Origin of the sequence: Alkalispirochaeta americana, assembly GCF_900156105.1 — a bacterium.
Classification (GTDB): Bacteria; Spirochaetota; Spirochaetia; order DSM-27196; family Alkalispirochaetaceae; genus Alkalispirochaeta; species Alkalispirochaeta americana.
On record NZ_FTMS01000004.1, the window covers coordinates 1 to 19,875 of the forward strand.

General features: G+C 57.8%; 18 protein-coding genes. 7 read left to right on the forward strand and 11 right to left on the reverse strand.

From position 1 onward, the window contains the following. Nucleotides 1-484 precede the first annotated feature (484 nt). A complete protein-coding gene (locus BW950_RS03815; RefSeq protein ID WP_076487975.1) occupies nt 485-742 on the reverse strand; it encodes a type II toxin-antitoxin system MqsA family antitoxin in 258 nt (85 codons plus the stop codon). Then, complete coding sequence (locus BW950_RS03820; RefSeq protein WP_076487976.1) at nt 739-1,056, reverse strand: DUF4258 domain-containing protein; 318 nt, start codon at nt 1,054-1,056, stop codon at nt 739-741. Before BW950_RS03820 ends, BW950_RS03815 begins: the two co-directional genes overlap by 4 nt. A 216-nt stretch (nt 1,057-1,272) precedes the next feature. Here BW950_RS03820 and BW950_RS14735 point away from each other — a divergent pair, with 216 nt between their 5' ends. Continuing rightward, nucleotides 1,273-1,623 (forward strand): RpnC/YadD family protein, encoded by a 351-nt coding sequence (locus tag BW950_RS14735; RefSeq protein WP_159438712.1) that lies wholly within the window; start codon nt 1,273-1,275, stop codon nt 1,621-1,623. Between the two features lie 1,077 nt (nt 1,624-2,700). Here the strand turns inward: BW950_RS14735 and BW950_RS03830 are convergent. Then, a complete protein-coding gene (locus tag BW950_RS03830; RefSeq protein ID WP_076487977.1) occupies nt 2,701-3,627 on the reverse strand; it encodes an Rpn family recombination-promoting nuclease/putative transposase in 927 nt (308 codons plus the stop codon). Nucleotides 3,628-3,826: 199 nt separating this feature from the next. After that, on the reverse strand, nt 3,827-4,456 hold the full coding sequence (locus BW950_RS03835; RefSeq protein ID WP_076487978.1) for a TetR/AcrR family transcriptional regulator: 630 nt from the start codon (nt 4,454-4,456) through the stop codon (nt 3,827-3,829). Between the two features lie 103 nt (nt 4,457-4,559). On the opposite strand from BW950_RS03835, the gene BW950_RS03840 reads away from it, so the two are divergent. Continuing rightward, entirely contained in the window at nt 4,560-5,420 is an 861-nt protein-coding gene (locus tag BW950_RS03840) for an ABC transporter six-transmembrane domain-containing protein (RefSeq protein WP_076487979.1), read from the forward strand. A 67-nt stretch (nt 5,421-5,487) separates the two neighbouring features. Here BW950_RS03840 and BW950_RS03845 read toward each other — a convergent pair whose 3' ends face one another. From BW950_RS03845 to BW950_RS03860, 4 genes are all read right to left on the reverse strand, one after another. Beyond that, a complete protein-coding gene (locus BW950_RS03845) occupies nt 5,488-6,507 on the reverse strand; it encodes a hypothetical protein (protein ID WP_143559113.1) in 1,020 nt (339 codons plus the stop codon). A 238-nt stretch (nt 6,508-6,745) separates the two neighbouring features. After that, nucleotides 6,746-7,618: a carbohydrate ABC transporter permease gene (locus BW950_RS03850; RefSeq protein WP_076487981.1), complete on the reverse strand. Its 873-nt coding sequence runs from the start codon at nt 7,616-7,618 to the stop codon at nt 6,746-6,748. A 1-nt stretch (nt 7,619) separates the two neighbouring features. Beyond that, nucleotides 7,620-8,498, reverse strand: coding sequence for a carbohydrate ABC transporter permease (locus BW950_RS03855; protein ID WP_076487982.1), 879 nt, complete (start codon nt 8,496-8,498; stop codon nt 7,620-7,622). A gap of 87 nt (nt 8,499-8,585) precedes the next feature. Further along, nucleotides 8,586-9,857 carry an ABC transporter substrate-binding protein gene (locus tag BW950_RS03860; RefSeq protein ID WP_076487983.1) on the reverse strand — a complete coding sequence of 424 codons (1,272 nt, stop codon included), beginning with the start codon at nt 9,855-9,857 and terminating at the stop codon, nt 8,586-8,588. A gap of 161 nt (nt 9,858-10,018) precedes the next feature. Between BW950_RS03860 and BW950_RS03865 the strand changes: the two genes are divergently transcribed. Together BW950_RS03865 and BW950_RS03870 are read left to right on the forward strand one after the other, a co-directional pair. Continuing rightward, the gene (locus BW950_RS03865; protein WP_076487984.1) at nt 10,019-11,020 is read left to right on the forward strand and encodes an ROK family protein; all 1,002 of its coding nucleotides are present in this window, start codon (nt 10,019-10,021) and stop codon (nt 11,018-11,020) included. Then, nucleotides 11,017-11,763: a DeoR/GlpR family DNA-binding transcription regulator gene (locus tag BW950_RS03870; protein ID WP_076487985.1), complete on the forward strand. Its 747-nt coding sequence runs from the start codon at nt 11,017-11,019 to the stop codon at nt 11,761-11,763. Before BW950_RS03865 ends, BW950_RS03870 begins: the two co-directional genes overlap by 4 nt. A gap of 16 nt (nt 11,764-11,779) precedes the next feature. On the opposite strand, the gene BW950_RS03875 is transcribed toward BW950_RS03870, so the two are convergent. Beyond that, nucleotides 11,780-12,661: an SDR family oxidoreductase gene (locus BW950_RS03875; protein ID WP_076487986.1), complete on the reverse strand. Its 882-nt coding sequence runs from the start codon at nt 12,659-12,661 to the stop codon at nt 11,780-11,782. A gap of 167 nt (nt 12,662-12,828) precedes the next feature. Continuing rightward, nucleotides 12,829-15,264 (reverse strand): glycyl radical protein, encoded by a 2,436-nt coding sequence (locus tag BW950_RS03880; RefSeq protein WP_076487987.1) that lies wholly within the window; start codon nt 15,262-15,264, stop codon nt 12,829-12,831. A gap of 227 nt (nt 15,265-15,491) precedes the next feature. Here BW950_RS03880 and BW950_RS03885 point away from each other — a divergent pair, with 227 nt between their 5' ends. Genes BW950_RS03885 through BW950_RS03895 form a run of 3 tightly spaced genes read left to right on the forward strand, consistent with a single transcriptional unit; the run spans nt 15,492 to nt 18,681 of the window. Next, complete coding sequence (locus tag BW950_RS03885; RefSeq protein WP_076487988.1) at nt 15,492-15,686, forward strand: OadG family protein; 195 nt, start codon at nt 15,492-15,494, stop codon at nt 15,684-15,686. 10 nt (nt 15,687-15,696) lie between these two features. After that, entirely contained in the window at nt 15,697-17,529 is a 1,833-nt protein-coding gene (locus tag BW950_RS03890) for a biotin/lipoyl-containing protein (protein WP_076487989.1), read from the forward strand. A gap of 12 nt (nt 17,530-17,541) precedes the next feature. After that, entirely contained in the window at nt 17,542-18,681 is a 1,140-nt protein-coding gene (locus BW950_RS03895) for a sodium ion-translocating decarboxylase subunit beta (protein WP_076487990.1), read from the forward strand. A gap of 33 nt (nt 18,682-18,714) precedes the next feature. Here BW950_RS03895 and BW950_RS03900 read toward each other — a convergent pair whose 3' ends face one another. Further along, nucleotides 18,715-19,848 carry a GGDEF domain-containing protein gene (locus BW950_RS03900; RefSeq protein WP_076487991.1) on the reverse strand — a complete coding sequence of 378 codons (1,134 nt, stop codon included), beginning with the start codon at nt 19,846-19,848 and terminating at the stop codon, nt 18,715-18,717. Between the last annotated feature and the right edge of the window lie 27 nt (nt 19,849-19,875).

The following is a 19,875-nucleotide window of genomic DNA, read 5'->3' on the forward strand; positions in this document are numbered from 1 at the left end:
CGCCAGAAGGAGGCGCTTCTGGTTGCCCGCAGGCTGCTGGCAACAGGCATGACCCTGGAAGAGATCGCCCCGATTGTAGACTTCCCCCTGGCCGAGCTGCAGGCCCTGCTAGCCAGGGAGGATTAACCCTTCCCCTGGGACCAGCACACACGCGTCAGGGACAGGAGGGGTGCCGAAGGCAGTCGGGGCCTGCAGGCCCGAGGGTACGGCAGATCCCGCTGCCGGGGTTTCCCCTCAGCCTGTCTGCTCAGCACCTGCAGCAGCTCGAATTCATGATCATCTGCCGGCAGCTGTGAAGCCGGATCGGCCGTGTGAGATAGCTCATTCTGTAGTGATGTATGTTTCTGTGACATTTATTAGAAAGCTGAATTCAAGGGATGGGTGAAAATAATTGAATTTTTTATATGACGACTGCGATGTCTGTCAGTCACTTTATAACCACCGGTAATTGCAAGCTCCTGTGGTGGATCAATTTTCGATTCTGCTACAAGGCAAATTCAGCAAATTCTTCCACCGGGACAGTCACTTCCTGCCGGGCTGTCTTTTCACCGCGTTCCAGGGCTTCAAATTCAGCCTCGATCCTTTTTAGATTTTTAGCGGCATAATAGCGTTCACCACAAGAGTTACATTCCTCACACGGCACATTATTGACTACAAAAAAATGTCCGTCCCTGCGGTAAATATATTGCACACTTTTTTGGGTAAACTCAGACTGACCACAAAACTGGCATTTATCTTTCATTTTTCACCTCGTTGAAACGGCGTAACGAACTTTGGTGGCCCAGGCACATAGATAGTAACAAGAACTAATACGTTTTGCCTGCTTCCGCACACTGCATGCACCGGCAGCCCCTTCGCGGTAAAACCTACCACAAGGCAACTTTCACCTCGACCACTGTCTTCATAATACTCAATAATCCTTGCATTCTCTATAGCCTGTTCCACTTCCAGGATAGTGAGCGCATCATTCATTCTCTCTTCATCAGCATGAGAAGTGAAATAGTAGGTTCCTTCGCGCACACATTGCGCGATCCATTGTTCGGTAATAGAATTCATTTTGTTCTTTCTATATTTTTATTTTACCATAATTTCCACCTGCAGCACAGATATATCAAATTCTGTTTGCGGCTCCCAGGGTGTGGTTTGTACTCAAACTGCGAGGGATCAAAAGTGGTGTGTCGCCCGCCGGTGACTATACAGCCGGATCGGCCGTCTGAGATAGCTCATTCTGTAGTGATGTATGTTTCTGTTATAATCTCACGGCCCTCCCCGATGACCGGATCGGCGGGCCCCCGGTTCCGTCAGGTTCTGCTCTATCTGCTCTACGCCGCAGGCTTGACCCGGGAGGAGTTGCGGGAGAAAATACAATCCGAGGTGACCGATCAGGTTCTCCGGGAGGATATTATGAGTACGGCCCAGCTGTTAAAGATGGAGGGACACCAGGAGGGGCTTCAAGAAGGGATGCAGGCAGGCATCCAGGAAGGTCTCCGGAAGGGCCGCCAGAAGGAGGCGCTTCTGGTTGCCCGCAGGCTGCTGGCAATAGGCATGACCCTGGAAGAGATCGCCCCTATTGTAGACTTCCCCCTGGCCGAGCTGCAGGCCCTGCTGGCCAGGGAGGATTAACCCTTCCCCTGGGGCCAGCACACACGCGTCAGGGACAGAAGGGGTGCCGCAGGCAGTCGGGGCCTGCAGGCCCCGACGGAACCCCCGCATGGCCCGACGGCAGCCGGTTTCGGCTGCCGGGACGCCCCCCTCCCCTCATCAGGGTCAGGATGCGAATACGCTCGCTTGCCTGACCGCAGGCGTCAGTGCAGAAGGAACTGCGCCACAGGACAGACCGGACCAGAATCGAAAGATCCCTATCGAACTCCATCCGAAACACGGGTGGTGGGGCGGATGCAGCCGGTGTGGATATAGCGGCTGCGATTGTCATGATCGCACAACACCGATTGTTCGAGATCGACCGGTATTCGGTCAGGCGGTTGAACTCCGCGTCGTCCTGGGTCGGTTGTATGATTGCTCGAACTGGCAGGCAGTTAACTTGGGATGAGATAGAATCCTTGTTGTCAAATGTGCGGTTCGGTTCCTATGTTGTAGACAATCAGGGACAGCTGGTGGTTTCCGCTGCAGTATCGTCGGATGTCGATTTTGCCCCGGTATATATTCCCGTGCCCGATGGTGGCATTGATGTAGGCCTTTCGTCCCCCCGGGTAATTCTGCATTGCCCAAAGTCGAGCTGACACTGATCCCCGGGTTCCGATTCCTCTTGTGGACGGCGCAACGGTTTCTGCTTCTTGAGCTCCACTGCACCGGTAACCTTGAGAGCCTGAACATAACGCGTCAAAACGGTGGCGCCGTATTGATGCGCGCCGGCAGTATGCCTGGTATTCCTGTTCGCTCATGTTCCAGAACTTTCGGACTATGCCCCGGGCAAGGCCCAACGGTGTTTGTCATATCTGAGAACGCTGCACTGGTCAACAAAAAGTTACTGAATCTTCCTCTTGTTTCCCGTAAGCCTCTTGCAATCCTGAATCTGTTGGTACACACTCACGTTAGCCACCTTGTGGTGCCCTCCTTGTTGCTGGTTTTTCTTCAACTGCAACTATACAGGAGGGCTTTTTTTTGGTTCTACGTGGTCAATCCTGTTTTCCCCGCTCTGTCAGCGCCGGGGTGTTGCCCTCAAAATCGCGCCTTACCTGCTTAGGCGTGGATTTGGGTCTGGTTATGCGGTTCCTGCAGATCCTTGATTTCCTGCTCGGACAGCCCGGTGATGTCGACTATGTCCTGGATGGAGAAGCCCTTGTCCAGCATTCGGCGTGCATCTTCACGAGCCTTTTCCCGCATACCTTCCTGGCGGCCGCGCTGCATGATTAATTGTGCCGTGCTCATGAATTCCTCCTGGAGTACCGGGTTGGTTACCTCGGTATAAATTTGCTGGTGGATTTCCTGTTCTGTCAAGCTGCTGGCGGAAAATATGTAGGTCTGGATCTGTTTGAAGTCCGGACTCAACAGAAATGCGGTTCCGCCCTCGCGGGCCAGGCGGTTAAGAACGCGCAACAAGGCTGTCAGGTTGTCACGAGCGTACTTCAGGCTGTAGAGGGCGGCCGCGACGGTGGCTGAACAGGAGCCGGGAATGGTTTCGGGCAAACTCAAATTGTAGATAATCAAATCCAGCTCCGGCTGCCGGCCCCTAATTTCCGCGCTCAGGCTGGGCGGAAACAGCGAGCGGAGCGAGGGATCAATCCTGCGTGTGGGACCGTGATAAAAGAGGATCGGCAGCACCGGGCAGAGGACGCTGCTTTTCTGCTCCTTTAGCTCCTGTTTCCAGATGCGGTAGATGTAGTGGTACATTTGCAGATGCACCCATTTGTTCGGCCAGGATTTGTGTTCGACCAGGATGTAGATTTTGTGCTTCTGGCCGGCGATGGTGGCCGAGCCAGCGATGTCAGAGAAATATTCGCGGCCTTTCTCGTCCAGATAGCTGTCCGGCTCTACCTTCAGACTTCCGGGATCGAGCTGGCGGAAGAGTTCTGCCGGCAGGATCTGCTGCAGGAGTTCGCCAAGCTCCCTTGTGCGCCCGAAAAAGGTTCGGAAAAAGCCATCGTGCGGCTTATGCAGTATTTCCATTGTTCCCCCACGTATCACTACCGCCTTTTTGATGCTGCTGCATCAATTGGGGGGTGTTTTTGGGGGAAACTGTATGCTGGGGCTCAGCACCGGGTCGGGGGCTTGAATGGGCGGATAGTATGTCTTGCTCAGGAAAATGCACGGTGGCAGTACGACTATCTTCTGAACAAGCTTCCATGCCGGCCATCAGGAAGTTTTCTCACCCCATGTGCTGAATACTCTGCATCAGAAGAGATAGTCCGAAATCAAACTCCCCGTCAGGATTCGCACCGGAAAGGGTCGGGAGAAAACGGGAGACCATCGGGAAGGCCCCGGCATCTTCGCTGTTCATGAAATCTTCTGCCTCCTGGTCACACATAAAGAGCTGACCCGTAATCTCGTCGCAGCAGAAGCCGGTAACATAGGTAATAAGCGTGTTGTATAGCCGTGGCGCCCGTTTCTCATCGATACCGCCGGCAACGAGGGCGCTCAGAATCCCCTCTGCAATGGCAAGCTCACTGCGGCACATCACCTCCTGATTCATGGCCGCAAGGAAGAGCGCGGGGTGCCGTTTTGAAACCTCACGCAGGGAACGACAGATCCTCTCCACGGCCTTCAGGCCGTCGGCCACGCCGGCGGTCTCACATTCGCCAAGGACAATATGAATCGCCCCATGCAGGAGGGCCTGTTTGTCGGGGAAATAATGATAGATCGCCATGGGCTGCACGCCCAGCGCTGCAGCAAGACGGCGCATGCTGAACCCTTCAAACCCCTCACGATCAATCAACGCTACCGTTTCACCCAGAATGCGATCATGGGAAAGGGGGGTCCGGCCTTTGGAACGCGGCATATACTCTCCAGTTGTGTCTTCCAGTTCTATCTTTCAGTTGACATTATTGTACAGCGTACAATAAAATTGTTTGTACACTGTATCATAGCATAGGAGTTTAACGATGTCCGCTGCGACCAGGGTTCTCTTTCACCCGTATCGGTTTCGCCTCGCCTTTACCTACACATTATCCGTGACCGAGTTCGTCTTGGGCCTCCTGTATCCCTTCACAATCGGCTTGGCGATCAACGGGTTTTTGGACGGCCGGGGAATTATAAGTATCGCGCCCCTAACGGCAGTCTGGCTGCTTCAGGCCGCGTTCAGCGCCCTCTACCAGATTACCGCATCCCGCCTCTTTGCAAAAATCTACCGCACCATTGCAGGCAAGCTCATTCTTGGAGAACAGAACACACCGGATACTACCAGCGAGATTGCTGCTCGTGTGATCATGGTGGAAAAGATCTGCGATGCCCTCGCCGATGAGGTGCCCCTGCTGATCAGTGGCATCGTCGGGATATTTGGCTCAGCTGTGATGCTCTTTCTCTACGATCTCCGGGTTGGAGCCGTTGCTGCGGCGTTGATAGTGATTATTGCCCTGCTGCAATGGTGGTTCAGTATCCGGGCGGTTGATCTCAATGAGCGGATAAACACCCTTCGGGAGTCTCACGTCAAGGTGATTTCACAACCAGCACCAGCGCGCATTCGCGACTACTTTCGGGCTATTACGCGATTAAACATACGCTTCAAAGACGTGGAAACCGGCGCATGGTCGATAGCCGATGTCTTTTCGCTGGGTGCTGTCGTTCTTGTGCTGTTTCTTGTAACACGAAACAGCACCTTTGATGTGGGGTCCATCTACGCGATGGTTGCCTACGTCATGACACTCACTGACTCGCTCGAGAACGCTCCCGATCTGGTAGATGAAGGGGCTCACTTCTACGATGTGTCTCTCCGTATTGCCACGCAACTAAGGGAGCGCACCTAAGGGAGCGCCCTGGGGCAAGACGCCCACCCCTGTTCCCGACAGGGCACACCCCGCCGGGAACACCTGGCTAGATCTGGATCTCAAGCGAAAAGGCCAATCCGCCTTTGCCCAGAATCTGCTCGTAATTTTCGCTCCTGACCGCTACTCCGTTAAAAAAGAGGTTCATGTCGAAGCGGGCTCTGTTCATCAGGAAGGCTCCAAGACCTGCCTCGAAGGAGGTGTCAAGAACGCCTTCTCCCTCAACGATGCGGTAGCCCAGGCTCATGCCCGATACCCATTCATCGTTCATTCTGGTTATCCCGAAAAATGTCCAGGAGTAGCCAAAGGTTAAGTAGGGAAGGAAATTGTCTCCCGGCTGCGCTTCGACAAGTATCGAGGTAAAGGAAACGTTGGCGGTCAGGCCCAGGGAACGGCTTTTAAAGGACTCTGCCACGAGGCTCCCCTCTCCCCCTTCCTTGAAGGCAGGCAGGGCAGTGTCCAGGCCGATGTAGGTGATTCCTCCATAGAGCTCCATGAGCCTCTGGTTCTGGCGCCCCGCCCTCATCCCTTCTGTCGATAGAATGCCAAATTTGACGATATCGAGCCTGGTATCATATTCAAGTTCTTCGCTGGTCCTCTTTGTAGCTGCTGGAGCGCGCAGCTTGTAGTAGGTCCGCGTTTCCTGACTCACCCGCCGGTATCCGAGGTACCAGGGGCCCAGATGGAGGTCGGCCTTCAGTTCATCGTAGGAGAGCGAGTCGTCCTGGTCCTGGTTGAACTGGTTGGTCACGTAGCTGAATGCAACGTTGGCACCGGGGAAGAGATCAACCGTGAGGTTCAGCTGATGGTGCGGCTCGAAGTGGGTTTCCAGATCGGTTGTCTCGACCCAGGCAGTGCCGAGACCGCCAGCATCGAGGCGCATTCTGTCGAAGGTATGGGCATTAACGGTAACGTATTGGTAGGTATACATTCCCGATATGCTCCTGCCTCCTTCCTCATCGATCAGGTGAAAGAACGGTCGAGGTCCGAAATCAAAGGCCTGCGCCAGGGGTGCCACAAGGGTTACACAAAAGAACGCAATGCCCACGGTTTTCCTGATTCTTCTCATCTCTGCCCCCATTCTTCCGGAGCGATCTTCCGGAGTGATCGCTCCGGGAAATCGCAGGTTATCCTCCCCAGGCCCTGCACAGGCAGTTGGCCCGGCCGTACCATAGAGACACAATACCGGGAATGGGAATTCCCGACTACCGAATTAATACTATTACATCGCAGATCTGCTGTACAGGAAAGATTGCCCGGGGAGAGGATTCTCCCCGGGGAGGGACTGCGGGTGGAGCCCTGGGTGGTTATCCCTTGACGGACCCCGACATGAGACCCCGCACAAAATACCGACCCGAAACAAGGTAAATTACCAGCGTGGGCAGTGCTGCCATGACAGCTCCGGCAAAGTGCACGTTATACTCAAGAACCCCCGTGGAGGAGCTCACCAGGTTGTTCAGGGCCACCTGCATGGGCTGGCCTCGGGAACCGCCAAAGGAGGCCCCAAAGAGGAAATCGTTCCAGATATTTGTGGTCTGCCAGATCACGGAGACCATGAAAACGGCCACCGAGTTGGGCAGAATGATGCTCAGAACGATCCGCATGAAATGAGCCCCGTCCACCTGGGCGGACTGGACCAGTTCGTGGGGAATCCCGGCGTAGCTGTTGCGAAAAAAGAGGGTGGTAAAGGCTACCCCGTAGACGGTGTGAACCAGAATGAGTCCCCGGGTTGTGCCCGACAACCGCAGCATCCCCAGGATTCGTGCCATGGGAATAAGCACCGTCTGGAAAGGGATGAACGCCCCGAAGAGGATCAGCCCGAAGAGGAGCTTGCTGTGCTTTACCGGCCACTGGGACAAGACAAACCCCGCCAGCGCACCGATCACCGTGGAGAACATCACCGAGGGGATTACCATCACCACGGAGTTCATGAAGTAGGGCCGCAACCCCGTGGCCTGAACCCCTATCTGCGCCGTGGCCCAGGCCTTGCCCCAAAACTCCAGAGAGAAACTCTGGGGAAGGGCCATCATGTTGCCGGCCCGGATCTCGCTCAGGGGTTTCACCGAGTTTACCAGCATTACATAGAGAGGAACCAGAAAATAGATCGCAAAGAGCACCATCAGCGCTACAATGAGGCCTTTTCCGAAGCGCGTCATTCGTACCGTTCCGCCAATGGTCATACTAGAGCTCCTTCACCTGGGACCGGATATAGGGAACGATGATCACGGCGATTCCCAGAAGCATGATCACCGCCGAGGCAGCACCGATACCCATCTGATTCCGCTGAAAGGTGTAGGAATACATGAAGGTCGAGGGCAACGCCGTGGCGCGTCCCGGTCCGCCTCCGGTCAGGGCGATCACCAGATCGTAGGATTTGATCGCCATGTGCCCCAGAATGACAAAGACCGAGAGAAAGGATCCCGCCAGTTGGGGGATGATCACCTTGGTATAGAGATTAAAAAATCCCGCGCCGTCTACCACGGCCGATTCCACCGTTCCGTGATCTATTGCCCGGAGTCCCGAGAGAAAGATCACCATCACAAAGCCACTGACTTGCCACACCGCAGCTATCACCACAGTATAGATCGCCATCTCGCTGTTTTTGATCCAGTCAAAGGTGAACCCCGTGAGCCCCCACATGCGCATGATGTGCTGAAGGCCGATCCCCGGGTCCAGGAACCATTTCCAGGCTGTTCCGGTAACAATAAAAGAGATCGCCATGGGGTACAAAAAGATTGGCCTGAAAACCCGCTCTCCAAAACGATGGAGGTCTATCAGGATCGCCAGGAACAACCCCACGATGGTGCTGATACCAATATAGAGGACAAAGAAGATGCCCATGTTCCGCAGGGCCACGTACCAGTGATCCAGCCGAAAAAGGCGCCGGTAGTTCTCGAACCCCACCCAGCTGTGAATGGGAAGAATTCGGGACCCCGTGAAGGAAAGATAGACGGTAAAGAGGATAAAACCATATACAAAGATAAGGGTGATGATGATCGCCGGGAACAATACAACCCGGGCCATTACATCGTCGCTGGATAATCGCAGACGAGTTTTCATGGTGCTCGTGTTCCTTAAATGGGAGAAGCCCCGGGGCACGGCCCCGGAGATCTTCTCCCGGTGTATACGTTGAAAAACCGCCCGTGCTTACCGCGCCTGGGCTACGGCGTCTGCAAAGGCCCGAGCTGCTGCCTGACTGGAGACCTGGCCGTTGAAGTGGGCCGTGATCACGTCAAGCATCGCTTCCATAACCTGTACGGGGTTTCCGTGGCGGTGGGCCACCGAACCGTGGAGCGTTCCTGCTGCGTTTGCCTCCTGGAGCTCGCGCATCGCCGCCTGGCCAATGCTTTCGAACTGGGTGTCAGGGACGTCGGTCCGGGCCGGAACGGAGCCTTTCACGGTGTTGAAGGCGATCTGGAACTCGGGATCCATGACCGCACTGGCCGTAAGGTTCTGGGCGTTGCGGTACTGGGGTGCTACCTGGAACATCACAAACTGATCGGAGTTGAAGAGAACCGTTCCCTGGGTTCCGGGGGTACGAAATCCCTCGAAATCTACTCCGGGCTCCATTCCGGCGTTGATGAACTCACCCTTGGCCCAGTCACCCATCATCTGGAAGAGGGCCTGTCCCTCAATTACCATGGCGCTGGCCAGGTTCCAGTCGCGGCCGCTGAAGTTGGGATCCAGGTATCCTGCCAGCTGCTCCATGCGCTGAAAGGTTTTCAGGATCGTGTCGGAGCGCAGTGCGCCTTCGTCCAGATCGATCATGGCCCGCTTGTAGAACTCGGGGCCTCCCGTGGATGCCAGAACTGCCTCGAAGACCGTTCCGTCCTGCCAGGCCTGACCGCCGTGAGCAAGGCCGACGTATCCTGCAGCTTCTGCTGCGTCCATGGCTGCAATGTAGTCATCCCAGGTGGTGGGGATGTCCAGGCCCAGCTCGTCCATGATGGACCGGTTTGCCCAGACCCAGTTGGTGGAGTGGACGTTCACCGGAGCGGCGATCCAGTTTCCATCGTACTTGGAAAATCCCTTGATCGCATCGGGGACAACCTCGTCCCAGCCTTCGGCTGTGGCGATGTCGTTCATGTTTGCCAGAAGGCCCAACTCGGCCCAGTCGATAATGTCCATTCCCAGCATCTGGACCGCTGCGGGGGGATCACCGGCGGTTGCCCGGGAGCGGAGAACGGTCATTGCCTGGGTTCCGCCGCCTCCGGCGATGGGAGAATCGATCCACTCGATTCCCTGGGCTTCGAGGTTGTCTTTCAGGACACCCAGGGCTGCTGCCTCACCGCCCGAGGTCCACCAGTGGAGCACCTCTACGGAATCAACCGGCTCGACCTCTTGCCCTCCCCGGGCAAAAAGAAACGCCCCCGGGGCCGCCATTAATACAATCAGTGCCAACAAAACAAACTTTCGCATGGAACCTCCTTGTGAACCCTGATGTCAGGAGCTCCGGAAACAGGCTCAGAGATCAGGGGTCGTTTGAATCAGTGGTAAAGTTTTTTGACTTCACCCTGAAATACTGTTACAGTCTATGTTCAGCCTGACCAGCTGTCAAACAAAATATCCGGCAGGAACCAATGATACATCCTGATGAATTGGGACAGCTTCTCTGCGGAGTTGACCTGGGCGGAACAAAGATAGTTACGGCGCTCGTTTCCGATGATGGCACCGTGCGTGCCAAACGGTTTATCCGTGATCACCGGGGCCAGTCGCCCCAAATGGTGGTTGAGGGTATCGCCCGGCAGGTGCGGGAACTTCTGGCCGATCAGAATATCCCCCTCTCGTCGCTCTCGGGGATCGGCGTGGGCACCTCGGGCCACGTGGATTACCGAAACCGGCGTATCATCATGAACTCAAATCTCCCCGGGTTTGCCGGTTTCCCTCTGGGCCAGGCCCTGGAAGATGCTCTGGGCGTGGCTGTCTCCCTTGACAACGATGCCAACGCCCAGGCCTATGCCGAGTACCGTTTCGGCGCGGGCCAGGGCTTTCCTCATATGGCCTTTGTAACGGTGAGTACCGGCATTGGTGCGGGGCTTGTCCTGGGGGGATCGCTCTACCGGGGTGTAACCGGCACAGCCGGCGAGCTGGGTCACACCATTGTGGAGCCCGCAGGGATCATCCGCTGCGGGTGTGGCCGTCAGGGGTGCCTCATGGCTCATGCAGCGGGGCTTTGCCTTGGCCGGACAGCCCGGGAACTTCAGGAAGAGGAGGCTCTTCCCTCGGAGGTGATCACCGATGATCTCCAGGATCAACAGATCACGGGAGAGGTCGTAGCCCGGGGGCTTGCCGTGGGTGATCCCCTCTGTTGCCGCCTGGTCCAGCGCTACGCCGATTATCTTGCCATTGGTCTGAATAATCTCTTCCAGATCCTGGACCCGGGGCTGATCGTCCTGGGAGGCGGGCTTACCGCCTGGGGGCCTGTCTACCTTGACCGGGTGCGAGCCCAATTTGCAAAACATCTCCGGGGCATGACCACCGCGCCTCCCGAGATTCGTCTGGCCCTGCTTGGCGCCGATGCTGCCGTGGTGGGCGCGGCATCGCTTCCCCTCGAAGGCATCTCCCTGAAGGAGCACCCATGAACGACCGACAGAAGGACATTCTCCGGCTTCTTTCCCGCAACCGGGAGATTTCCGTGACCGACCTCTCCACCCGTTTTGAGGTGAGCGGGGTAACGATCCGCCAGGATCTGGACACGCTGCAGCGGCAAGGGCTGTTGCAACGCGTCCACGGGGGGGCCGTGTTGCAAAGCGCCGACGAGATATCATCGAGGATCGGCATCAACTACGATCGCAAGCAGGCGATCGCCGAGAGCGCCCTGGATCTCATCCAGGAGGGAGAGACGATTTTCATCGAGTCGGGGTCGGTGAACGCCCTCCTGGCGCGCCAGCTCAAGGAGCGCAGAAATATCACCGTGGTGACCAACAACCTCTTTATCGCCCGAACCCTCAAGAACTCCTCCGTCGAGGTGATCACCCTGGGAGGGCTCTACCAGCACGACAGCGAATCCCTGGTGGGGTCCGTGGCGCGCCTGGGGCTGGAGGCTCTGAACTTTACCAAATGCTTTATCGGGGTGGACGGGTTCACCTTTGAGACGGGTTTTACCTGCACCGATATGATGCGGAGCGAGGTTGCCGCCACGGCCGCCCGCAAGAGCCCCCTGGTGTGCATCCTCACGGACTCCAGCAAGTTTGGTGCCGTGGCGCTCTCCCGGATTTGTGCTCTGGACCAGGTGGACCACCTGATCACTGATTCGCACATCCCCGGGGAGTTCCGGGAGCGCCTCCAGGAGCACTCCCTGACCCTCACGGTGTGTCAGGCCTGAGGGCCTGACGCGGATGCTACCGGGACGAGCCCATCCCGGTGGTCATGAAAGCCCCCAGGCACTGCGATATTGCCTCGGTGCTGACAGGAAAGCGGATTCCCCGGGCTGTGATCTTTTCTGTGTCCAGACGGATATCCCGGGGGCGTTCCCGATAAAGTTTATGGTCAGGAACCAGAAGCTCCTCAACCCGGTGGGAGATCCCCAGCTCCCGAAAGACATGGCGAAAGAGATCGTAACGGTTCAGATCGTTCTCGCTCCCCACATGGTACGTACCGGAGGGCATCTCCAGAAGCGCCGGGAACCGGTCCAGCAGGTCGTAGACCCAGGTGACACCCCGGTATTCGTGAACTGCTACTTTTGTTCGTTTTCCCGATACGGCAATTCTGATGGCATCCCAGACCACGTTGGAGTTCACCGGTTCCCGAAACTCGGGGAGTCCAAAGAGCCAGGTCAGGCGCAGGATCAAAAGATTGTCGCAGGTTTCCCGCAGCTGCTCTTCTGCCTCCAGCTTTGTCTTGCCATAGACGGTGTTGGGCACGGCCTGGTGGTCTTCGCTGTAGGGGCCAGGCTCGTCGTTACCGTTAAAGACCTGTTCGGTGCTCAGAAAGACCATGCGGGCTCCCGCGTCGCGGGCCGCTGCAGCTACGTTGAGCGCTCCCGTGACATTTATCTGCCGGGCTTCGTCGGGGTTTTCCTCGCAGAAGGCTGTGGCCGTCACGGCAGCGCCGTGAATGATTATCTCGGGACCACAGGCGGCGATCTTCCGCTTCACCGCGTCGCTGTCCAGAATGTCCAGATCGGCCCGGCCCACGCCTTCTATCTGATGATCCCTGCCGTGATATCGTTGAAACCGTGTTCCCAGAAACCCCCTGTTTCCGGTTATCAGGATTTTTGCCATCCTGCGTTCTCCTTATACTGATCAGCCCGAATACCAGTATGCCCACGCGAAAGGGCGTGGGCATACCGAAGTGTGCGATTTTACCGCTGGGGAAAAGGTATCAGTAAACCTGCCGGATATCCAGTTTTTTCCTCCCGGGAGACGCTCTTTTTCACGGTTCCCGTTGTTCAGAGGGCCTGCTCGGTTCGGGCGATGATATCCTCCTGGGCTTCCCGGGACAGGGTTGTGAAGAAGGCCGAATAGCCCGCGACCCGGACAATCAGATCCCGGTGGGCTTCGGGGTTTTCCTGGGCGGCCAGAAGCGTGGCGCGATCCACCACGTTATACTGCACATGCCACCCCTTGAGCTCGCCAAAAAAGGTTCTCAGCAGGTGTTCCAGCTTGAGTCGCGCCGAGGGATCTTCAAAGAGCAACGGCGGGACTTTCTGGTTCAGCAGAACTCCTCCCAGGATTTTTTCCGTGGGAAGCTTGGCTATGGACTGAAACACCGCTGTGGGTCCCTTCAGGTCTGTCCCGGCCGAGGGAGATGCCCCTTCGGCAAGGGGCGTGAAGGCCAGGCGTCCGTCGGGTGTGGCGGGAACCACCGCGCCCGAGGGAACGTTGGCCGAGATACTGGAGGTTCCTCCGTAGTAGCGGCAGCCGATGGGGCCCCGGCCGTCCCGAATGGTCCGGTACTGTTCAAGTTCGTCCAGGTACATCCCGTAGGCCCGAGCCAGCAGGAGGTCCACCTCGTCTTCATCGTTGCCGAACTTGGGGGCACCCATAAGCAGATGCCGCCGCACGGCCTCGCCCTGGACACCGGCAAAGTTGCTGCCCAGATGCTCCATGAGGTCCTCGGCAGAGATGGTTTTATCCTGAAAGACCAGTTTGCGGATCGCCGCCAGGGAGTTGCCCAGGTTGGCGATCCCCACCTGGAGGCCCGAGACAAAATCATAGATCGAGCCGCCCTGGTGGATCGTCTTTCCCCGGCCGATACAGTCGTCTACAAAGGCCGAGCAGAGCAGGTCCGGGGCATCCTCCTCCAGAACGGTGTCGATCGCCGTATCGATGGCCACACCGGCCCGGGCGTAGTGGCTGATCTGGTGCTTCCAGGCCTCCATGACCTGGTCGAAGGAGGTAAAGTCCTCGAGCCGGCCCCGTCCGGGGAAGAAACGTGTCCCCGACATGGTGTCCAGGCCGTCCCGCAGGGCCGCCAGAAAGACCCGGGCAAAGTTGATGAAGTGTTTTCCCGTGCACCGGTATCCCCACGTGCCGGGAACGGCCACCTCGATGCAGCCGATGGCGGAATAGTTGTACGCGTCCTCCCGGGAGACGCCCAGGTCAATAAAGGAGGGGATTACCACCTCGTCGTTGTTGAAGGCGGGCATTCCAAAACCCAGGCTTACCACCCGGAGACACTCCTGGAGAAAATCCTGGCTCATGGCCCGATGAAACCGGACCGAGAGGTTGGGCTGGGTCAGGCGCGTGGCTGCCACGGAGCGCAGGATCAGATAGCTCAGATCGTTCACAGCGTCTGTTCCGTCCGGGTTCTGACCGCCGATGGTGACGTTCTGGTAGAGAGGGCTTCCGGCGGAATAGCGCGTGTGCGACCAGGAGCGGATCTTGTTGACCGAGAGCAGCTTGACCCAGAGGTTTTCCAGCAGCTCCCGGGCCTCGTCCTCCTGGATGCGTCCCGCTTCACGGTCGGCCTTATAGAAGGGATAGAGATACTGGTCCATGCGCCCCAGGGAGAGGGAATGACCGTTACTCTCGATCTGAAGCACCAGCTGTACGAACCAGGTGAGGTGCACCGCCTCGTAGAAGGTTCGGGGAGGGTTCACCGCTATAAACTGACAGGTTTCGCGGATCCGCTGAAGGTCCTCCCGACGCCGGGGCGTGATTGTTCCATCCTGGAGCAACTCCGCTGCCAGGTCTGCGTAGCGGAGTATGAACCCCCGGAACGCCTCCAGGGATAGTTCCAGGGCGCGAAAGAACTGATCCCGGGCAAGGCCTTCCCGGGTGGCAAGATCGCAGTCCCGGCGGCGGGAAGTAACCCGTTCCAGGTATCCCCCCAGGCCGATAGCCAGGATCTTCTCGTTATTCACCGCGATGTGGGCATCACCGGAGGTGAGGTTTCCCTCGGCCCGGATGATTCCCGCTTCGTGGATCTCTCGCAGATGGGGCGCCATGAGGGCCCGGCCCCGGTCCAGGGTGGTTTTTCCCCGCCAGAACCGGCAGATTTCCAGCAGTTCCTCCCGCTTTTCCCTGGCCTGGTCTGCCTCCGAGGCCAGATAAAAGCGGTCTCCCGGCCGCTGGTCAAACTGGTCGATCTCCTGCTCGATCCATTCCACGGCGTATTCCGGGAAGATCGGGGCCGCCCGGAGCTGCGAGGAATGGTTGCCCGCCAGCAGGGTGTCCCCTTCTATGAAGATGGTCATATCCGAGAGGGTCTTTTTCAGGGCCAGGGCACGGCGGATCATCACCGGTTCCCGGGAAAAATCCTGATACACCCGGGTGTAGCACCGGGCCCGTTCCAGGCAGATTTCAGGCCGTGCCTGGAGCACCCGCTCCCGCAGGGTCGCTATCCGGTGGGTTTTCCCGCTCTCTCGTATCGCCGCTTCCATGAGATCCTCCTGCTCGTATGAATTCAATCATATATTTGTTTTAAATGAAAGTCAATATGGTATCAATTGAAGTAAATATGATACCCAATGAGGATCAAAAAGGAGGAAAAATAAATCTATCGAAGAAATAAAATAATCTGCTCTTTGGTTTGCAATTTTGCATCGAAGGCTGTTATAACTAGCGAGACCTGAAATAACCAAGCAGAACGTGTAAGGAGACCCACACTATGCTGATGGACGGTGTACAGCTCATGATTATTGGAATGAGCGTTGTCTTTGTGTTTCTTATCCTTTTGGTCATGCTCATGACCGTGATGACTTCAATCGTACAACGCTTCTCGCTTCGATCTTCTGCCGCCGCCGCACAGGAGCGGACCGCTGCCGTGCTGGCAGTTGTGGCAGCCCGCAAGAACCACTCATAAGGAACCTTTCATGAAGAAAATCGATGTAATGATTACCGCCTTCCGGGACGGATTCCAGTCGGTCTACGGGGCCCGGGTTCTGACGAAAGACTTTATTCCCGCCCTGGAGGCTGCCTCTCGAGCCGGCCTTCGACACTTCGAGGTGGGTGGAGGCGCCCGCTTTCAGTCGCTCTACTTTTACTGCAACGAGGATGCCTTCGAGATGATGGATGCCTGCCGCGAGGCGGCGGGGCCCGATGCCAACCTCCAGACCCTGGCCCGGGGAATCAACGTGGTGGGGCTGGAAAGCCAGCCCAGCGATATGATCAAGCTCCATGCCGAGCTGTTCAAGAAGCACGGGATCACCACGATCCGCAACTTTGACGCCCTGAACGATGTGGATAACCTGGACTACAGCGGCCGCTGTATCGAGGAGGCCGGGCTTCAGCACGAGATCGCCATTACCCTCATGGGGCTTCCCCCGGGGCTCTCGGGCGCTCACACGGCAGAGTTCTACGACAAGACGCTCCAGCAGATTCTGAAGGCCGGGATTCCCTTCCATTCCCTGGTTTTCAAGGATGCTTCCGGGACGGCCACACCCAAGGTGGTCTACGAGACAATCAAGCTGGCCAAAAAGCGCCTGCCCCAAGATGTTCCAACCCGGTTTCATACCCACGATACGGCGGGAACGGCGACCCTCACCTACAAGGCGGCCCTGGAGGCGGGTGTGGACGGGATCGATCTTTCCATGGCTCCTGTGTCGGGAGGGACGGCCCAGCCCGATGTCATGGTGATGTGGCACGCCCTGCGGGGTACCGACTTTGACCTGGATATTGATATAGACAAGGTTCTGGAGGCGGAAGAGGTCTTCAAGGACTGCATGAAGGAGTACTTCATGCCCCCCGAGGCGCTGGCCGTGGAGCCCCTGATCCCCTTCTCGCCCATGCCCGGTGGTGCCCTCACGGCGAATACCCAGATGATGCGCGACCACAACGTGCTGGATCGCTTTCCTGATGTGATCGATGCCATGCGCGAGGTTGTTGCCCGGGGTGGTTTTGCCACGTCGGTTACTCCTGTTTCCCAGTTCTACTTTCAGCAGGCCTTTAACAACGTCATGTTTGGTCCCTGGGCAAAGATCGCCGAGGGCTACGGCCACATGGTTCTGGGCTACTACGGCAAGACCCCCACAACGCCGGATCCGGAAATCGTCGGGATCGCCCGGGATCAGCTTCAGATGGAGCCCACCACCGAGAGCCCCCGCATTCTCAACGACCGGGACCCCAAAAAGGGGCGCGCCCCGGCTGAGGCTGCCCTGAAAGAGGCGGGTCTCGAGATTACCGACGAAAACGTCTTTATTGCCGCCACCTGCAAGGACCGGGGAATCGCCTTCCTCAAAGGCGAGGGCAAGCTTCAGGTTCGCAAGAACGAGGCCCCTGCCGCAGTGGCAGCCCCCGAGGGCTCCCCGGGAGGCGGTGACGGCACCTACACGGTCACCCTCGAGGGCGAGCGCTATACCGTAAAGGTTCAGGGTGGAACGGCCACGGTGAATGGCACGAGTTATCCCTTCAAGGTGGAGCAGGAGTCGTCCTCCGGAAGCGGCACATCCTCCGGCGGCGGCGCTGCGGCAACCACGGGCGAGGCTGTGGCGGTTACCGCTCCCATGCCGGGGGTCGTTCTGAAGGCTCTGGTCCGGGCAGGAGACTCCGTCTCGGCGGGTCAGCCCGTGATGCTCATGGAGAGCATGAAGATGGAGATGAACGTCGAGGCCGAGGTAGCTGGTGTGGTAGGTTCCATCGAGGTTTCCGACGGCGACCACGTGGTGGCAGATCAGAAATTGCTCACCATTAACCCCGCCGCATCCTGAGGAGCGTAGTCCATGGATTTTTCACAGTCTGTTTACAGCCTCTGGCAGGCCACCGGTCTGGTGGCCTTCACAGGAGGCCAGCTTGCAATGATCGCCGTCAGCCTGGTTCTGATCTACCTGGCCGTGGCAAAGAACTTCGAGCCTCTGCTCCTGCTTCCCATCGGCTTCGGGGGCATCCTGGCCAACGTGCCCGTGGCGGCGATCGCCGGCCCCGAGGGATTCCTGGGAATGATCAGCATGGTGGGCCTCGATACGGGTATCTTCCCCCTCCTTATCTTTATGGGTGTGGGGGCCATGACCGATTTTGGACCGCTCATTGCAAACCCCCGCACGGCCCTTCTGGGCGCGGCGGCCCAGTTTGGCATTTTTGCTACCGTTCTGGGAGCTGTTGCGTTGAGTGTCTACGCCGGGTTTGATTTCTCTCTCCAGGATGCAGCCTCGATCGGGATCATCGGCGGTGCCGACGGACCCACGGCGATCTTCCTCTCCTCCCAGCTTTCGCCTGATCTGGTAGGGGCCATCGCAGTGGCGGCCTACAGCTATATGGCGCTGGTGCCGATCATCCAGCCACCCATTATGCGGGCCTTCACCACCCCGGAGCAACGCAAGATCGTGATGAAACAGCTCCGGGAGGTTTCCAAGGTGGAGAAAATTATTTTTCCCCTCCTCACTCTAGCTCTGTGTATCCTCCTGCTGCCCACGGCGACGCCCCTGATTGGTGCGCTCATGTTCGGCAACCTGGTGAAAGAATCGGGCGTGGCCGACCGGCTCTCCAAGACCCTCCAGGGGCCGTTCATAGACACCGTGACCATTCTTCTGGGGCTGGTGGTAGGGTCCAAGCTTGAAGCGGCCATGTTCCTGCGGATCGAGACCCTGGGAATCGTGATCCTGGGACTGGTGGCTTTCGCGATTGGCACCATGACCGGGGTACTTCTGGCGCAGCTCATGAACAAGGTCTCGCGGGTTCCCGTGAACCCCTTGATTGGCGCTGCGGGCGTTTCGGCGGTGCCCATGGCTGCCCGGGTGGTGAACAAGGTGGGGCTGGAATCAAACCCCAGGAACTTCCTGATGATGCACGCCATGGGTCCCAACGTGGCCGGGGTTATCGGATCTGCCGTTGCGGCGGGAATCCTCCTGGCTGTGTTTGTCTGATCCCCTGGTGTCCGCTTTGCCGGGGCCTGCTTGTCAGGCCCCCTGGCAACCGGCTGCGGCCTCCCGGGTCAGGCGCCGGCGGCGGGCAATCCCCAGAAGGCCGGGGCGACAGGTCTGCACCTGGTTCCGGCCCCGCTCCTTCGCCTCATACAGAGCAAAGTCAGCCCGGGCGATCACATCGGCCGGTTCCTCCATGATCGCACAGCAGCAATAGGTTACACCCACACTCACGGTCATGCGGATTTCCTCGCCCCGGAAGGAGAAAACCCGCTCCTCTGCCGAACGGCGTATCCGTTCAGCCACGGCCTGGGTATCCCGGGGCGGGCATTCCACCAGGAGAGCCAGGAACTCTTCCCCTCCGTACCGGGAGACCACGTCCTCGGTCCGCACCGAGGATTCCAGAATCCGGGAAAACTGATAGAGCACCTCGTCGCCCGCCAGATGGCCGTAGGTGTCGTTCAGCCGCTTGAAATGGTCGATATCAATCTCCAGAAGGGCAAAGCGCGCTCCGTAGCGCCGGACCTTGTGGATTTCTTCCATCAGACGCTGGTTGAAGAAGGAATGGTTGTAAAGACGGGTCTTGTAGTCTGTTACGGCGCTGACGTAGTGAAGAATGTTCTGGAGGCCGATGGAGGCAAAGACAAAGAACTGGTTGATGTATTTCAGCTCTTCCTCTGTGTAGGCTTCGTCCAGAATACGCGTCCCGATAACCACTACCCCGTAGAGACCGTTGAGCCCCAGCAGGGGAACGATCAGCTCCGGGTCCAGGGGACGAAGCTGCTCCGCCTCACGAGGTGCCGAGGCCAGCACCGCTTCGAAAGCGACTGCCTCCTGGGATGCGTCCAGGACCGGCCCCAGCCATTCTATTGAGGTCAGCGTCACCGGGGGATCTTCCGGTTTCAGGTTTCGGTAATAGAGGGTCTTTACGGGGGCGTTGTATTCCAGGGGATCCAGAAACACCGCCACATGACGAGGAACAAAGGCCTGAAGCAGGGACGATACTACGTAGGAGACCAGGTCCTCCTCGGTGCGCTTGGTGAAGAGTTCCACCGACTGGTTTACCAGCTGCTGGAGCCGGTCTGCTTTGTTACGGTACTCCTCAAGCTGCTTCAGCGCTCCCGTGTCGTGAAGCGCTCCGTATACCGATAGAACCTCGTCCTGTTCCATGACTCTTGGAGTATACCGGAAAAAGGT

Bases quoted from the DNA above. Each gene is read 5' to 3' on its own strand.
- BW950_RS03815 (WP_076487975.1), bottom strand. From the start codon at position 742: ATGAAAGATAAATGCCAGTTTTGTGGTCAGTCTGAGTTTACCCAAAAA.
- BW950_RS03820 (WP_076487976.1), bottom strand. From the start codon at position 1,056: ATGAATTCTATTACCGAACAATGGATCGCGCAATGTGTGCGCGAAGGA.
- BW950_RS14735 (WP_159438712.1), top strand. From the start codon at position 1,273: ATGACCGGATCGGCGGGCCCCCGGTTCCGTCAGGTTCTGCTCTATCTG.
- BW950_RS03830 (WP_076487977.1), bottom strand. From the start codon at position 3,627: ATGGAAATACTGCATAAGCCGCACGATGGCTTTTTCCGAACCTTTTTC.
- BW950_RS03835 (WP_076487978.1), bottom strand. From the start codon at position 4,456: ATGCCGCGTTCCAAAGGCCGGACCCCCCTTTCCCATGATCGCATTCTG.
- BW950_RS03840 (WP_076487979.1), top strand. From the start codon at position 4,560: ATGTCCGCTGCGACCAGGGTTCTCTTTCACCCGTATCGGTTTCGCCTC.
- BW950_RS03845 (WP_143559113.1), bottom strand. From the start codon at position 6,507: ATGAGAAGAATCAGGAAAACCGTGGGCATTGCGTTCTTTTGTGTAACC.
- BW950_RS03850 (WP_076487981.1), bottom strand. From the start codon at position 7,618: ATGACCATTGGCGGAACGGTACGAATGACGCGCTTCGGAAAAGGCCTC.
- BW950_RS03855 (WP_076487982.1), bottom strand. From the start codon at position 8,498: ATGAAAACTCGTCTGCGATTATCCAGCGACGATGTAATGGCCCGGGTT.
- BW950_RS03860 (WP_076487983.1), bottom strand. From the start codon at position 9,857: ATGCGAAAGTTTGTTTTGTTGGCACTGATTGTATTAATGGCGGCCCCG.
- BW950_RS03865 (WP_076487984.1), top strand. From the start codon at position 10,019: ATGATACATCCTGATGAATTGGGACAGCTTCTCTGCGGAGTTGACCTG.
- BW950_RS03870 (WP_076487985.1), top strand. From the start codon at position 11,017: ATGAACGACCGACAGAAGGACATTCTCCGGCTTCTTTCCCGCAACCGG.
- BW950_RS03875 (WP_076487986.1), bottom strand. From the start codon at position 12,661: ATGGCAAAAATCCTGATAACCGGAAACAGGGGGTTTCTGGGAACACGG.
- BW950_RS03880 (WP_076487987.1), bottom strand. From the start codon at position 15,264: ATGGAAGCGGCGATACGAGAGAGCGGGAAAACCCACCGGATAGCGACC.
- BW950_RS03885 (WP_076487988.1), top strand. From the start codon at position 15,492: ATGCTGATGGACGGTGTACAGCTCATGATTATTGGAATGAGCGTTGTC.
- BW950_RS03890 (WP_076487989.1), top strand. From the start codon at position 15,697: ATGAAGAAAATCGATGTAATGATTACCGCCTTCCGGGACGGATTCCAG.
- BW950_RS03895 (WP_076487990.1), top strand. From the start codon at position 17,542: ATGGATTTTTCACAGTCTGTTTACAGCCTCTGGCAGGCCACCGGTCTG.
- BW950_RS03900 (WP_076487991.1), bottom strand. From the start codon at position 19,848: ATGGAACAGGACGAGGTTCTATCGGTATACGGAGCGCTTCACGACACG.